Genomic DNA, 16,765 nt, shown 5'->3' with positions numbered 1-16,765 from the left:
TTTATGTTGTAAGGCACCCCTTACGGTTATTCCGATTTTAATGATTTCACGGGATTCATCAATGCGGCTTTGATACTTTGAAAACTTACTGTCAGCAAGGCAATGGCAATTGCCGCGATTCCTGCCCATACAAATACCCACGCGCTGATTTCGATGCGGTAAGCAAAATCCTGCAACCATTGATTCATGCCCCAGTAGCCCAATGGAAACGCCACGACGCAAGCAATGACAATCAGTTTCAGAAAATCTTTGGACAATAAACCGATGATTTGTCCCACGTTGGCCCCCAACACCTTGCGTACGCCGATTTCTTTCGTGCGTTGTTCGGCGGTAAAAGTGGCTAAGCCAAACAATCCCAAACAAGCAATGAAAATGGTTAGCCCCGAAAAAAGACTCAGGATAGTACCTGTTTTTTGTTCGGCGACGTAGGTTTTCGAGAAAAGCTCATCCATAAACGCGTACTCAAACGGCTCATCCACCCGAAACGCTGCCCAACGGGTTTTCATAGAGGTCAGCAGTCCAGACACGTCGCGGGTTTTCACTTTTACGATAAGCCCCCAGTTGTTTTCATAGACCATCAACAGCGGTGAAATTGACTCGTGGAGCGATTTAAAGTGAAAGTCTTGCACGACGCCAATCACTTTATATACTTTCTTGAAGCTGTTGTTACGTGTGATATGATGGCCTACGGCGTTGTTGCCCCAACCAAAGGCTTTTGCAGCGGCCTCATTGATGATGATTCCCGCGGAGTCGGAAGCAAACGCTTTCGAGAAGTTACGACCTTCAACGATTTTCATGCCCAATGTGGGAATGTACTGGTCGTCAATGCCGTATTGCAACGTACGCATGATTTGCGCTTCGTTGTTTTCGGGATACGCCAGCGAATTGTTGGAGTTGGTGGGGCCAGCGGGCCGATATGGCGAAGCTGTTACGTTTACCACCCGCGAATCTTTTAAGAGTTCTTCTCGGAAAATGGCTTCGTTTTTACCCAACGCCCACGAGTTTTGCAACACTAACAATTGGTCTTTATCGTAGCCGAGCTTTTTGTTTTGAATGTACGAAAGCTGTTGGTAAACCACCGTTGTGCCCACAATAAGGCAAATCGAAATGCAGAACTGAAACACCACCAAGCTGCTCCGTAGGCCAATGGTTTTTTTGCTACCAGTAAACTGGCCTTTTAACACCGCAACGGGCTTAAAAGAAGAAAGAAAAAAGGCTGGGTAGCTCCCCGCCAAAACGCCGACCACCAGACCAAAGGCCAGCAGTCCTGCCAACGTGAGCGGATTAGCCATGAAGTTAAGGTGCAGGTTTTTACCAGACAAATCGTTGAAAACAGGCAACGCCACTTGAACCAAAAGCATTGAGAGTACCACCGCAAACGACGTCAGCAGAATAGATTCGAGCAAGAATTGGCGTACTAATTCAAGTTTAACGGAGCCTAGTACCTTCCGGACCCCCACTTCGCGAGCGCGTTTGGAAGCCCCCGCCGTGGCCAAATTCATGAAGTTAATGCAGGCAATGAGCAACATAAACAGAGCAATGGCCCCAAAAATATACACGTATTTTATATCCCCACTTGCCTCCAACTCATTGGTGCCCTCTGAATAGAAATGAATATCGGTCAATTTCTGCAAGTGCAAACCAAGTTCATTGCCTTTGGTGCGAAACTGCGACAAGCTCATGCCCATGGCTTGAAGGATTTGCGGTCCCATGTATTTTTCGACGGTAGAGGGTAGTTTGGCTTCCAGTTTTTTGTAGTCGGTCCCTTCGGCCAACAGCAGGTAGGTGAAGTAATTGGAAGTCAGCCAAGAGGTTGATTTTGCCTCGTCATCTGAGGCCATTGAACCCAATAAATCGAAATGAAAATGGGAGTTGGACGGAATTTTATCAAACATCCCCGTCACTCTAAACGCTGGCGCATCGGCGCCTTTTCTAAAATAAATGACTTTGCCAATGGGGTTTTCGTTGCCAAAATACCTTTGAGCCGCCGCCTTGGAAAGCACTACGCAATTGGGTTGAATCAAGGCCGTTTTGGGGTCTCCTTGCAAGAAAGGAATGGTAAATACGTCAAAAAAATTGGCGTCAACGTAGGCCATGGGGGCGTCGTTGTATAGTTTTTCGCCTATAACTACCCTCGGTGTGCCGAAATTACGCAGTCGAGTGGACTCTTGTACCTCCGAATAATCATTTTTTAATGCTTGCGCTGTGGGAGGCATCACACACGATTCGTTGATTTTTCCGCCGTTGATGTTGGCCTTAAAAACAACCCGTACAATTCGGTCAGCATTTTCGTTGAAGCGGTCGTAACTCAGCTCATCCTGCACAAACAGGCTGATGACCAAGCACGTAGCTATCCCGATGGCTAGGCCGAAGATGTTAATAAACGAATAGACCTTATTTTTGACAAGGGTACGATAGGCGATTTTAAGGTAATTTCGTAGCATAATTTTTATGTAGGAAAAGAGGAAACACAGAAAAAGGAAAGCCAGAGTAGCGGAACACGGAAAACGTACGTACTCCTTGTTCCAATTTTACTCCGATTTCAATGATTTTACTGGATTCATCAAAGCCGCTTTAATGCTTTGAAAACCAACCGTTAAAAATGCAATCAGTACGGCCAGGCCGCCCGCAGCAGCAAATACCCACCACGAAATAGAAATGCGGTATGCAAAATCTTGCAACCATTTGTCCATGAAATAATACGCAACGGGCGAGGCAATGAAAATGGCCAACAGTACCAACAACAGAAAGTCTTTGGATAGTAACGCCGTAATGCTTGCCACCGAAGCGCCCAGTACTTTGCGGATACCGATTTCTTTGGTGCGCGACTCTACCGTAAACGTAGCCAAGCCAAACAGGCCTAAGCAGGCAATGAATATGGCCCACAAAGAAGCTGTGGTGAAAATATGGCTGTATTGCTGCTCCGAAACGTAGAGTTTGTTGAAATTCTCATCGACAAAAAAGTAGTCAAACGGATTACCTGTAAAGTACGTTTTATAGAGTTTATTCAACGACGCTATTTTTTCGGGCATCCGGTCGGCAGTTAAGCGAATGGTGAAGTAGGCGTTGTTGTTTTGGGGATAAAAAATAATGGGGTCAATGGCTTTTTGCAAGCTCGTGTGGTGATAGTCTTTGACCACGCCGATGATTTCGAGGTAGCGCTCATCCCATTTGATTTTGGTGCGAATTGCCTGCTCGGCAGAGGTGAATCCTAGTTGCTGAATGGCGCGCTCGTTCATCAGAACCTTACTGTTTTGATTCCACTCCACTTTACATTCTTCGGCGGTAAAATTCCGACCCGCTTTGAGGCCAATTTCGTAGGTTTTTAGAAAACGCTCGCCGATGATGGCAAACGAATAAGTTTTGAACTCATCGCCCGATTTTGAATTGGGCTGCGTAAAGCCCGCCGTAGAAAAATTGTACCAACCACTGGGAATCGTTCCCGATGTGCAATAGTCTTTTATGAAGCTCAGCTGCGTCAATTCGTTCCAAAAAGCGTTTTTACGCGCGGCGTAGGTGCTGTCTTTGCCGATTTCGGGCCCGCGAATAACCAATAACTGCTGCGTGTTCATGCCCAGATTCTGACTTTGCATAAAGTGCAACTGGTTGTAAATCACTATCGTTGCCAACACCAGCGTAATTGAAATAGAAAACTGTACCACCACCAGCGATTTGCGGAGAAAAACCCCTTTGGAGGTTTTGTTCAACTGTCCTTTCATTGTTTTGATGGGATTGAAATTGGAGAGTGCAAAGGCGGTATATGCACCCGATGCCAATGACCCAAACAATACAACGGCCAATCCCCATATCCACACGGGAGTATAGCCTAATGTTTTGAGAGACAGTGGTTTGTCAAGTAGCTCATTGAAGAAAGGTTGTAGTGCCGATACCAGCACAAGCGCCAAGACAAAACCCAATAGATTCACCAACATGGACTCGCCCAAAAACTGCTTTACCAAATGCCACTGGGTGGCTCCGATAACTTTCCGCACACCTACTTCATTGGCGCGTTTGAGCGAATTGGCGGTCGAAAGATTAACGTAATTGAACCACCCGATGATTAAAATCAAAAAGGCGATTCCGCCGAGCATGTATACGTATTTGAGATTGCCCAAGGTTTGAAGGGTATCATTGAGCGATGCCGATAAATGGGTGTTTTTGAAGGCTTGTAGCCGAAAACGAACCCCGTCGTTTTCTTTGCTCAATTCGTTACGCATGGCCGTCAATTTGGCTTCAAACGCGCTAGGGTTTATACCTTTATTGAGCAAAAAAAACATATTTATGTATTGAGAATCAATGTTTTCGGTGTCGGCCCAGTCGTTGCCCATCAAGTTGGCGGGAATTTTTAAGGTTTCTAAGGAGAATACCAAGTCGTACCGAATGTCGGAGTTGGTAGGCATATCGGCGTAAATGCCCTCGACAGTAAAGGGCATCGTCCCAAATTGATTAGACAACATCAACACTTTGCCCATTGGGTTTTCAGTTCCAAAGTATTTTTTTGCGCTTGTTTCCGACACAAAAACTACGTTGGGTTTGGCCAGTGCAGCAGGCAACCCAGATTTAAGCGGAAAGCTAAAAAAGGAGAAGAAATTGCCCTCGGCGTAAGAAATGTTTGTTTCACGAAATGATTCGTTGGCGGGGCCTTCTTTTTTGACAATTCCTTGCGCCATGCCGTCGGCAAAACGGCAGTAGGATTGAATATCGGGAAAGCGCTGCTTGGCCCGCGAAGCCCAACCGGGCTCCACTTCGCCCCAAGTAACTCCTTTGGGGTCTTCATTGAGCAGCCGGTACATATCTGGCAGATTGGTATGAAACTGATTGAAGCTTTTTTCGTGGCTGACGTATTGGAGTATCAACAAAAAAGCCGAAATGCCCATGGCCAACCCAGCGATGTTGATGAAGCTGTACACCTTGTGGCGAAGCAGGTTACGAAATGCTATTTTGAGGTAGTTTTGGAGCATGGTTTCGGGAGTTTGGGCGAGAAAAAAAGAAGGAAAGAACAAAGATTCATTCTTTCCTTCACAGGCTTTTGTTTACAGATTACACGATGGCGTGCATGGGTTGATTAAAATACAAAATTCGTTCATGGCTGTATGAAACGGAAAATGCTTTATAACGAGTGAGAGGTGGTAAATGGCTGTTAGTAACCTCTTTTAAATGCTTTCTAATCTTATTTCCAAATCCGTACCAAAAATATAAGTACTTGGTAATCAATGAATAAAAAAATCGTCAGTGTAAAAAAATGTCCATAAACGGACATTTTCAGTTCGTTTATGGACAAAGAAAATTTAGGATATTCCGTAAACCTAAAGAACGGAACACGGAATGAGAGGAGAACGGAAAACGTACTACTTCCGTTGTTTCGTGTTCCGAATACTTACTCCGACTTCAAACTCGTCACGGGGTTCATTAATGCAGCTTTGATACTCTGAAAACTGACCGTGAGAAAGGCAACACTTACCGCAATGAGCGCCGTAGCCGCAAAAACCCACCACTCAATGTCGATTTTATACGGAAAATCAGCCAGCCACTTGTTCATCACGTACCAAGCAACGGGCGACGCAACAATCAACGCAATTAATACAAGACCGATGAACTCGACGGAAAATAGGCTCACAATTTGACCCGTAGAAGCGCCCAATACTTTGCGGATTCCCACCTCTTTGGTTCTCGATTCGGCCATGAAGGCCACTACGCCGTATAGCCCCAAGCAGCCAATAAAAATGGCAATACTTGCCAACAATCGGAAGAGCGCATACATGCGTTCTTCGTTTTTATAGAAGTTATTGAGTTTTTCGTCCAAAAACTCGTACTTAAACGCAAAATCAGGGAAAGTGGCATTCCAAGTAGTTTCTACTTGACCGATTAATTGACTGATGGCCTCAGTGCCGCCCTTTTGTGTCGAAAGTTTAATGCCGAGCGATTGGTACGAATCGCGCCGGGTGGTTAGTATACACGGATTGGTCTCTTGGTGGAGCGAAAAAGTATTGAAATCTCTGACCACCCCAACAATCGGTTTTTTGACTCTGCTGCGTCCGCCGACAATTAGGTGCTTGCCGATAATGTCGTTCGGGTTTTGAAAGCCCATTTTTTTTACAAATGATTCATTAACAATGATTTCTCGAATGGTATCGGCGGGTAGGTACATTCGCCCCGCAATCAAGTGCAGGCCGTAGGTATTGATATAGGAGGTGTCTGCCATGCGCATCACGATGCTGAAATCGGCGGGCTTTTCAGCGTTTTCAAATCGGAAGCTTGACCACCAGTTGCCGTCTGAAGAGGGAACCGAAATACCATAACTCAGCGACTTAACGTTGGGCAAGGCGGCCAATTGGGCTCGTAGTGTTTCGAGTTGGCCCGGCTTGCGTTCGGGGATATTGATTGTCAGCACTGCTTCTTTGTTGTAGCCTAAATCCGCCGACCGAAGGTGAGTCATTTGGTTGTAGGCGATGATGGTACCGATAACGAGCATCTGTGAAATGGCAAACTGAAATATAATCAGCCCTCGGCGGAGCGATAACTGGTTGCCCCCAGTCATGCGCATTTTGCCTTTTAGTGCCAGAATAGGTTGATAACCAGACAAAACCAATGCGGGATAAAAACCCGCCAGCACGGTGGTGACCAAAGCCAACAACAATACAAAACCAATAACGATGGGGTCAAACAGCACGAGCGCAGCGGCTTTGATGTCAAGCAATTCGGCTACGTGGGACATGGATAAATACGCCACCAAGAAGGCCAATACAATGGCGAAGCCCGTCATCAGGCCCGTTTCGCTCAAAAATTGACGCACCAACTGAAATCTGGAGCTGCCCAATACTTTACGTACTCCCACTTCTTTGGCGCGGCGCAGGGCTTGGGCCGTAGCCAAATTGATAAAATTGACGCAGGCCGTAATCAGGATAAACAACCCAATCAGCGCCATGGCCCAAATCATCTGTTTGCTGACGGTACGGCCCGCAGAGTTCTCGGTACGGGTGTCAAAATGGAGGTCAGTCAGGGGCTGTAATTCGTATTGAATCTCTTTGGCATCGTCGGGTTCGAGGTATTTGTTGACAAACGGCACCAACCGCTGCTGCATTTGGGCGGCGGCTACTTTTTCGGGTAAAGCCAGATAAATTTGAGCCCCACTGTAGGTAGAGCCCCAAGAATCCCAGTCTCCATTGGCACCGTATTGTTTGAGCGAAGCAAACGATAGCAGAACCTCAAATGGCAAACTGGTCGTAGCTGGCGGGTCTTTTACAATGCCAGTGACGACGAAATCCATTTTATTTTCAATTTTGATGGATTTGCCCATAGGGTCTACATCGCCGAAATATTTCTTTGCAATGCGCTCCGTCAATACAACTGTATTTGGATTCTTCAAGGCGGCTTTTTCATTTCCCGCTTTCCATTGATAATCAAATAATTGAAAGTACTCAGGCTCTATAAAAGCGATAACGCTGCCTTCTTCCTGAAACTTATTCGCTTTTTGGTCATTGACCCTTACCAATGCGCCGTAGAGGTCATAAACCATCGTCAATTGGTTTTTCAGCTCGGGAAAATCATTGCGCAGTGCTGCCAAAGCAGGCAACGGAAGGCCAGTGTTGCGGCCATCGCCTTCGGAGATTTTGTTGTAGGTAATGAGCCGGTACGTGCGGTCGGCATTGGCGTTGTGTCGGTCGTAGCTTAATTCGTAGCGAATGGCCAAAAACAACATGAGGCAGCAGGCCAGCGCGAAGGTGAGTCCGGCAATGTTGATGAGCGAGTAGTTCCAGTCGCGCTTGAGGGCGCGGAGGGCAGTTGTGACATAATTTTTTAACATGGCTTTTTGGGTTAAATGAGGGAATACGGAAAAACGGAGTTACGGAACATGGAGTTATGGAACATGGAGTTACGGAACAAATACGCTCTCCGTGTTCCCTTTTCTCCATATTCCAAATTTCACTCCGATTTTAAAGATTTTACAGGATTCATTAATGCAGCTTTGATACTCTGAAAACTGACCGTCAGAAATGCGATGCCAACCGCCAGAAAGGCAGTAACACCCAAAACCCACCACGGAAAGTCAATCCGGTATGCAAAGTCCTTGAGCCACAGGTGCATGGCATACCAAGCAACTGGCGAAGCGATGAGGAGAGCGATAACAACGAGTTTGATAAAGTCAGTTGAAAGGAGCGTTACGACGCTGCCCACGCTGGCTCCCAGCACTTTCCGGATGCCGATTTCTTTGGCACGTTGCTCGGCAGTGTAGGTGGCCAAAGCAAACAGGCCCAAACAGGAAATGAAAATCGAAATAGCTGCAAAAATCAGAAAGAGCGTGCGCTGCTTTTGTTCGGCTTGGTACTGGTCGTTGAAGCGTTCATCTAAGAAGGTGTATTCAAACGGATTGTTTGGGAAAAACTGCTTCCATACCTTTTCAACGTGCGCAATGGCCGCGGGCAAATCGCCCGTTTTGGCACTCACCGACAGCCGACTGCGCCAGCTTGGACGCATAAACATCACCATCGGGGCAATTTTCTGGTGCAGGGATTCAAAATGAAAATCTTTGACTACGCCCACGACTTGTCCGTCGAGGTTACCATACTTGAAGCGTTGCCCAATGGCTGCTTCGTTGTTTTTCCATCCGATTGCTTTTATGGCCGCTTCGTTGAGAATAAAATTGGTGGTATCGGCTCCAAAAGTCCGTGAAAAATCACGGCCCGCGGCGAGTTGTATTTCGTAAGTGTTGATAAAATCATAATCGGTCGAAAGTCCCTTGATTTCAGTGCTGACGGGCGTGGTGGTATCACCTTTGGCAACGGACGCGCCCATGGAATCCAACAGCCGAATCGTGGGTACGCGCGAAGAATGCGTCACGTTGGTGATGCCTGAATGTTGTTTGAGTTGTTGTTTAAGTGTTTCAAAATCAGCCGCCGAACTTCCCACGCCCGACATGACCAAAATCTGCTCTTTTTTATAGCCCGTCTTTTGGTTCATCATAAAATCAAGTTGATTGTAAACTACGCTCGTGCAAATAATTAAGGCACAGGCAATGGCAAACTGCGTAATCACGAGTACTTGGCGCAGTTTTCCGTTTTTGAGGGCATTCACAATACTGCCTTTCAGTACTTGAATAGGCTGGTAGGCCGTCAGGAAAAAAGCGGGGTAACTTCCCGCGGCCAAACCCGTGAGTAACACCGCTAAGGTGGCCGTCAATAGAAACTGTCCGCTGAATAATTGCGTGAAAGAGAGGCTTTTGTTGGTAAAATCATTGAGCGTAGGAAGCAACACCGCCGTGGCAATCAATGCCAATAGCAACGCAAAAAACGTCACCAAAACAGATTCGCTCAAAAACTGCCCGATGAGCTGTTGACGCAATGCCCCCACTGCTTTCCGCATTCCTACTTCTTTGGCGCGACTGGCCGAGCGGGCCGTGGCCAGATTCATGTAATTGATGCAAGCAATCAGCAAAATGAACAACGCAATTGCCGAGAAAATGTAGACGTATTTGATGTCGCCGCCTGGCTCAATTTCGTAGTCTAAGTGTGAATAAAGGTGAATATCAGGGACTTTGGTCAAATGAAGTTCAGAGTATTTGGAGCCCTTGGTACCGTTGTGCTCGGGCAGGTGCTTGTCCTGAAACGCTGGAAAGGCTTTTTCTAGTTTGGCGGGGTCGTAGTTGGCAGGGAGTAAAAAATAGGTAGCAAAGTTGTTGCCACCCCAGTCGCTGCGTAAACCTTCGGCACCGTACAGGCGTTCGTCGTTGAGTGAAGCCGCCGAAAACAAAACGTTGGGGTGAATGTGCGACTGTGCAGGAAGTGGTTCAAAAATCCCCGTAATTCGAAAGTCATATTGGCTATCAAACTTGATGAGTTTTCCAACGGGGCTGACGTTCCCAAAGTATTTTTCAGCCATCGGTTTTGACAAAACTACCGTAAATGGGTCTGAAAGTGCTTTGTCAGGATTTCCTTCCAACAACTTGAAATCAAAGACTTTAAAGACATTGTCTTCGGCAAAAAACAGTTTGTCTTCGGTGTATTTTTTCTCCAAATTATCGGGCAATCGCATAGTTCCCTCGTATTCCAACAGGCGTGTTATTTGTTCTACTTCGGGAAAATCATTCTTGAAGTGCGGAAAAAAAGCGGGTGCTACCGTCCCCAGTCGCAGACTGATTTGGCCATCGGTCGACTTGAAATACCGCGAAACCCGGTAAATACGGTCGGCTTTTTGGTGAAAACGGTCGTAACCCAACTCATCCTGCACGTAGAGTGCAATGACCAAAAAACTCGTCAGGCCCAAACTGAGACCTGCAATGTTGATAAACGTAAAACCTTTGTGTTTTAAAAGGCTACGAAAAGCGATTTTGAGGTAGTTGCGTAACATAGTTTTTATAGGAAAAAGGGAACACGGAGTTCTGGAGAACGGAATTTTGGAAAAGGAGCACGGAAATACGTTCTTCGTTCTCCCCTTTTACCGTTCTCCATTTTTCACTCCGTTTTTAATGACTTCACGGGATTGGCCAATGCGGCTTTGATACTGTGAAAACTGATGGTAAATAGGGCAACGATTATCGCGACCAGTCCAGCCACCGCAAAAATCCACCATTGAATAGTGATGCGATACGCAAAATTGGCCAGCCATTTATTCAAGAAAAAATAAGCAATCGGACTAGCAATCAAAATGGCGACGAAGATGAGTTTGATAAAATCGGCCGACAAGAGCGTTACGACACTCCCTACGCTTGCGCCCAACACTTTTCGGATGCCGATTTCTTTGGTACGCTGCCGTACCACAAACGCAATCATACCAAACAAACCAAAACAGGACAAGAAAATAGCCACCCCTGCAAACAACCCAATGAGCGACGCAAATCGACTTTCTTCCCGATAGCTATCAGCGAGCGACTCATCCAAAAAGCGGTGTTCAAAAACTTTTTCTGGGAAAAATTCTTTCCACGTTTTTTCCACATAAGCCAATGTCGCGGGTATGTTGGTCGATGAAATTTTAATGCCAAATTGAGAAAATGTTCCCGGACTTACCTCCATGAATAAGGGGCTTAGGCCCGTACGAAGGTTTTCGGAGTGAAAATCATTGACCACTCCTACCACTCGGCCTTTTTTGCCGCCGCGTTGGATATTCTGCCCAATAGCCGCCTGCGGTGACCCAAAATGAAGGGCTTTTACCGCTTCGTTGTTGATAATAAAACCCTCTAAATGATCAGTGCCGTAGGTTTTGTCAAAATCGCGACCTGCCATTATTTTCAGGTCGAAGGTTTTAATGAAGTCATAGTCTACCGAGATGCCCGGAAGAACCACACCGTCTTCAATTCTGATTTTTTCGGTTGCGATGGGGTGACGCGCACCGCCCATTCCCGGTAGGTTTGAAGCCAAGGTAACGGCTTTAATGGAAGGGTTTTGCAGTAATTTTTCCTCAAACGCATTGGTCCGATTGCGCAGTTGTTGGTCACCAGGCGAAAACAGGTTGTTCATATTTTGACTGAAGAGCGGCACCGCCAGTGTCATGTCGCGGTTGAATCCCAAGGGGCGGGTTTTCAAATAGTCAATCTGCCGCAAGACTATTCCGGCACCTGCAAGCAGGGCCACCGCTACCGTGAATTGCAGGGTAATGAGACCTTGGGTCAGCCAATTGCCCCCTTGGCCTTTGCCGCTGGCTTTGCCACGAAAAATGTCGGTGGCTTTGAAGCGCGAAGCAAAAACGGCTGGGTATACTCCCGCCAATAAACAAGCCATTGTAAATACGCCAAAAAACAGCAAAAGCATTTCTGCATTTTGGACGAAAGAAAAGTCAGGTTTTCGCCCAAAAAAGGTTTCCATCTGGCCCAAAAACTGTTTGGTGAGTAGTAAGGCCAGCAAAAAAGCGGGAAGACCCAATAAAAAAGTTTCCGTCAACAATTGTCGGACGATTTGCCACGACTGGGAGCCAAGTACTTTCCGGACGCCCACTTCTTTGGCGCGACTCAGCTGGGCGGCGGTACTGAGATTGACGAAATTAACCACCGCAATGGCTAGAATGAGTACTCCAATCAGGGAGAATATTTGTAAGAAATCGGGGTTGGCGGTAGGAACAACTTCGCCCTCCGCTGTTGATTGCAAGTGGATGTCGCGTACGGGAAAGAGGGCGAAGTTTTGTTTGTCCCGTACTTCTTTCATGCCGTTTTTAAGGACAAAATCCTTGAAGCGCGCGTTGACAGAGGAGGCTTTTGCCCCTTTTTTTAGCAATACGTAGGTAGTGGCATAAGAGGCCAATTTGTTGTTTTGGATAACGTCAAGGATGCCTTCACGGGCAAAATCTGGCTCCACATCGGCGATATTGCGGAAAGGAGCCAGAAAATCAAAGGTAAAGTGAGCGTTTTCGGGCAGGGCGCGTATCACGCCGCCCACCGTGAAAGGCCCCTGATTGGCGAGCATTAACTGTTTGCCCATACAATCTTCTTTGCCAAAAAAGCGCAGAGCCGTTTTGTCGGTCAATACAATCGAAAATGGAGTGTGTAGTGCGCGGTCAGGGTCGCCTTGGAGGGTTTCAAAACCAAAGACCTGCATGGTAGTTGAATCGGCAAAAAAAGCATTTTCTACCTCAAAGCCCTGGTCTTGGCCGGGGGTTCGTACGCTGATGCTACGGGGATAAAACCGCGTAGTTTGCTCAATTTCGGGGAAATAATTAGTGAGCATTGGCGCAAAAGGCGCTGGTGAGCGCGTGATGGTAAAAGCACTTCCCGTAAAATTAAGCTCATAATTTAGGCGATACAGACGGTCGGTGGTAGGATAGTGACGGTCGTAGGAGTGTTCAAAACGGTACCAGATGAACGTCAGGAAGCAAAACGTCAGTCCCAGTGTCAATCCCGCAAAATTGACGAAGGAAAAGAGTTTATTTTTGCGGATTTGCCGAAAAGCAATGCGAATGTAATTGCGTAACATGGTTTTTTTGTTTGAAACATGGAAAACGGAGTAAGAAGAAAGAAGCCCGTTCTCCGTTGTTCCGTTGTCCGTTTTTACTCCGATTTCAATGATTTTACGGGATTCATCAGAGCGGCTCGGATGGATTGCGCACTGACCGTTAATAAAGCAATACCGACGGCAACAACTCCCGCCAACCCAAATACCCACCATTGGATGTCCATGCGGTAGACAAAGTCTTTGAGCCACTCGTTCATGGCATACCACGCGATAGGTGAGGCAATGACAATGGCAATCAACACGAGTTTTAAGAAATCTTTTGACAACAACGCCGTGATTCCTAGCACCGAAGCCCCCAGCACTTTACGAATGCCGATTTCTTTGGTGCGTTGGGCGGTAGTGTAAGCCACCAAGCCGAATAAGCCCAAACAGGCCAATAAAATAGCCAAGCCCGCAAACACCGTAAACACGCGGCTGATGCGGTTTTCGTTGGCGTACATTTGGCGGTATTCTTCGTCAAGGAAGGTGTAGCTGAATGGACGATGAGGCGCGAGCGTTTTCCATTTGCTTTCCAAAAAAGACAGCGTTTGCGGAATATTATTTCCCGTCATTTTAACCAACAATACGTTGCCCCAAGTGACTGGAAAAATACCCAAAGAACCGATGGGTTGTTTCATCGAAGCAAAGTGAAAATCGCGAAAAACGCCCTTGATTTCTCCCAAACGACCGCCTAATTTGATTTTTTTTGCAACGGCTTCCTGCGGCTTCCAGCCTAGTTGTTTGGCCAGTGTTTCGTTGATTAAAAAGCGATAATCGCTCTTGGAATCATCTTCGGCGTTGAGCAGTTGCATGTCGGCCTCGGTAAGGTCGCTGCCCGCAATAATCTTTATATCTAAGGTTTTGGCCAAATCTTCATCTCCCGGAAATGCTGTTATCATCTTCTGAACGGGATTGGACGTGCCTACGGTTTCCACACCGTCGCCCCATTGAATAAACGTGGGCGTTTCGTACGCCAGTGCTACATTTTTGACGTTGGGGTTTTGCGTAAATTCATTTTTCAACGCCTTCAGATTTTTGTTGATGCGTCCATCCGTGGGTAGAGCAATAATGTGCTGTTTATCGTAGCCCAGTTTTTTGTTTTGGATATAATTCATCTGATTGTTGACCACGAGTGTACTCACAATCAGAAAAACGGAAATGATGAACTGTAACACAATCAAGGATTTACGCAACAATAACCCCGAAGCCGTATTTTTAAACGCGCCTTTCAGTACTTTGATGGGTTGGAAGTACGACAGCGCCAAAGCAGGATAACTTCCCGCTACAAAACTGACCAACAACCAAATGCCCGTCAATGACAAGATTCCAACGGGTTGAAAGAGAACGTTGAATGAAAGTTGGCGTTGAGAAAGTTGATTAAACAACGGCAAAAACGCCGCTGCCGCCGCTAAACTCAGCGCCAAGGCAACCAAGGTAAGCACCAACGACTCGCTCAAAAACTGCCAAAATAACTGCCCGCGCAAGGCTCCCAGTACTTTTCTCATGCCTACTTCCTTGGCGCGCTCGGTGGCGCGGGCGGTGGTGAGGTTCATGTAGTTGGTGGCGGCAATGACCAAAATAAGCAAGGCAATAACCAGAAAAATATAGACATAGGTGATGTCGCCAGCGGCGCTCATGCCACCTTGGGCTTCAGAATAGAGGTGAACATCGGTGAGCGGTTCGAGCAGATAAGTGACAAAATTGTTGCCGGTCATTTCGGTTTCGGCCGATTGCTGGCGCATGTACGAGGCGATTTTTGACTGAAGCGCAGCTATCGAAGTAGAAGGGCGTAGCAGTAAATAAGTGACGTAATTGGCGTTCCACCACGTCTCGGTTTTAGCGGCCGAAAGTGAGTGGAAAGACGCCACAAAATCAAATTGTAATTGAGAATTGGAGGGAGCATCTTCGGCAATGCCTGTCACTAAATAGTCCACTTTGTCTTCTAACCGAATGATTTTGCCCACGGGTTCTTCTGTTCCAAAGTATTTTCGGGCGGTTGAGGCCGTCAAAACCACCTGATTTGGAGCGTTGAGTACTGTTTTGGGGTTTCCTTTCAATAATTTGAACGAAAAGAAATCGAAGAAAGACGAGTCGGCCCAGCAAAAGCGAGGCTCGTTAAACAACAAATCACCTTGTTTGACCACGACGGTACTTTGAGAGTGGGCGGGGTCGGAGACCCGAACGAAGCCTTCTACCTCGGGAAAGTCGCGCCGAAACGCTGGCCCGACTTTGGTGCCCGTCATAACGGTTTTGTTGGAGGTTCCTTCAATGCTGTAATGCATCACCGCCCGTGCAATGCGGAAACCGTTTTGGTGAAATTGGTCAAAACTCAGTTCGTGTTGGATATACAAGCCAATCAGCAGACAGGCCGTCAGGCCCGCCGCCAAACCAAATACATTGATGAATGTAAATGCCTTGTGTTTCCACAAGTTGCGCAATGTGGTTTTGAGATAATTCCGTATCATAACAAAAGAAGAAGAAAAGGCCCGTTGAGAATTGTTCAAATGATGTACCAGAAGAGTAAGTGGTTGATAAATAAAGATTTGTGTTTTTGGTTTCTAAAAAAAATGTCCGCAAACGGACAGGTTTAGCTTCGTTTGCGGACATGCCAACGATTGATTTTTTGTCTGATTTAATACTGCTAAACTGCATTGAAGCGGGTTTCCCTCTATATTTTGCCCGATAAAGTTTTAAGATACGCCCGTAAAAATGGTCTTTCTGTCGATTAAGTTTGAGGTTTCCCCTAATTCGTTCTAATCTTGTAGCAAACTTAATGCAATGGAATTAGGAAAATCAATCAGCAGTTTAACCGTTTTTGTGCACCTAATGGTGTGGTTGCTGCTTGGATTTATTGTCCTTTTTTATCCACCTCTTACTTGGGATATGACCGTCCCTACGGCCTTCTGGGTCAAGCAGATACTGAATTTTTTTATGTTGGCAGGGATGTTTTATTTCAACGCACTTTACATGGTCCCCGCGTTTTTAGTCAATGAAAAAAAAACGGTGTTTATTGGGTGGTTTGTGGGGGCCATCGTTTGTTTTTTAATAGTGGCCCGAATCATAGAAATTAATCTTCATGTAAACGAGCAAATGGCGGCCTTAAAAGGCAGTAAAAGCGTTAAGAGTAAATATACACTTGATGTGCACCTGTTTATGGTTGCTATTTTGGTCATGGTGGTCAGTACAGGTTTGGCCGCCGCTCAACGGTGGCAGGCAGAAGCCAAAAAGCATGAAATGATTGAGAAACAGCACATTGCTTCTGAATTGGCGTTGTTGAAAGCGCAGATAAATCCTCATTTTTTTTTCAATACCCTCAACAATATTTATGCCCTGACCTATTCAGATATTCCAGTGTCGAGAGAGGCTATTCTGAAACTTTCCCGCATGATGCGTTATCTATTGTACGAAACCCCGTTGGAGAGGGCGTTGTTAAGTCAGGAGATTTCTTTCATGAATGACTATATTGAATTGATGAAATTACGCCTTCATGCCTGTACAACCTTGGAGGTTCAGGAGTTTAAGTCGGATCATGAATATTCGGTAGCGCCCATGCTTCTGCTGCCATTCATTGAAAATGCCTTCAAACACGGAACCAGTTCTCTGAACAAAACCGCCATTTTGATTGCACTCAACGCCCAAAATGGCATCCTAACCCTAAAAGTAAAGAATCAAATACATGCCAATAAAGATGCCGTTGGGGATACCAACGGAGGCATTGGGCTGGTGAATACCAAACGAAGGCTTGATTTACTTTATCCTGGTCGACATTCGCTCATGATTGATGAAGACTTTGAAAACAAAACCTACCAAGTTGAGTTGAAAGTAGAATTGTAGATACCACCATTCCAATC

At 46.3% G+C, this 16,765-nt stretch carries 7 protein-coding genes; 1 reads left to right on the top strand and 6 read right to left on the bottom strand.

Annotated elements, in window-relative coordinates; translation table 11 throughout:
- Positions 1-26: 26 nt before the first annotated feature.
- The 6 genes from NCI00_RS16905 to NCI00_RS16880 form a co-directional block, all read right to left on the bottom strand.
- On the bottom strand, positions 27-2,444 hold the full coding sequence (locus NCI00_RS16905; protein ID WP_253529441.1) for an ABC transporter permease: 2,418 nt from the start codon (positions 2,442-2,444) through the stop codon (positions 27-29).
- An 87-nt stretch (positions 2,445-2,531) separates the two neighbouring features.
- The gene (locus tag NCI00_RS16900; RefSeq protein ID WP_253529440.1) at positions 2,532-4,961 is read right to left on the bottom strand and encodes an ABC transporter permease; all 2,430 of its coding nucleotides are present in this window, start codon (positions 4,959-4,961) and stop codon (positions 2,532-2,534) included.
- 416 nt (positions 4,962-5,377) lie between these two features.
- Positions 5,378-7,804, bottom strand: coding sequence for an ABC transporter permease (locus NCI00_RS16895; protein WP_253529438.1), 2,427 nt, complete (start codon positions 7,802-7,804; stop codon positions 5,378-5,380).
- 119 nt (positions 7,805-7,923) lie between these two features.
- On the bottom strand, positions 7,924-10,344 hold the full coding sequence (locus tag NCI00_RS16890; protein ID WP_253529436.1) for an ABC transporter permease: 2,421 nt from the start codon (positions 10,342-10,344) through the stop codon (positions 7,924-7,926).
- Positions 10,345-10,448: 104 nt separating this feature from the next.
- Positions 10,449-12,896: an FtsX-like permease family protein gene (locus NCI00_RS16885; protein ID WP_253529435.1), complete on the bottom strand. Its 2,448-nt coding sequence runs from the start codon at positions 12,894-12,896 to the stop codon at positions 10,449-10,451.
- Between the two features lie 74 nt (positions 12,897-12,970).
- Entirely contained in the window at positions 12,971-15,379 is a 2,409-nt protein-coding gene (locus tag NCI00_RS16880; protein WP_253529434.1) for an ABC transporter permease, read from the bottom strand.
- Between the two features lie 313 nt (positions 15,380-15,692).
- Between NCI00_RS16880 and NCI00_RS16875 the strand changes: the two genes are divergently transcribed.
- Entirely contained in the window at positions 15,693-16,748 is a 1,056-nt protein-coding gene (locus NCI00_RS16875) for a sensor histidine kinase (RefSeq protein ID WP_253529433.1), read from the top strand.
- Positions 16,749-16,765: the final 17 nt, after the last annotated feature.

Origin of the sequence: Runella salmonicolor (assembly GCF_024158025.1) — a bacterium.
Taxonomy (GTDB): domain Bacteria; phylum Bacteroidota; class Bacteroidia; order Cytophagales; family Spirosomataceae; genus Runella; species Runella salmonicolor.
The sequence above is the reverse complement of the archived record's forward strand: the minus strand, read 5'-3'. Positions and strand labels throughout refer to the sequence as shown.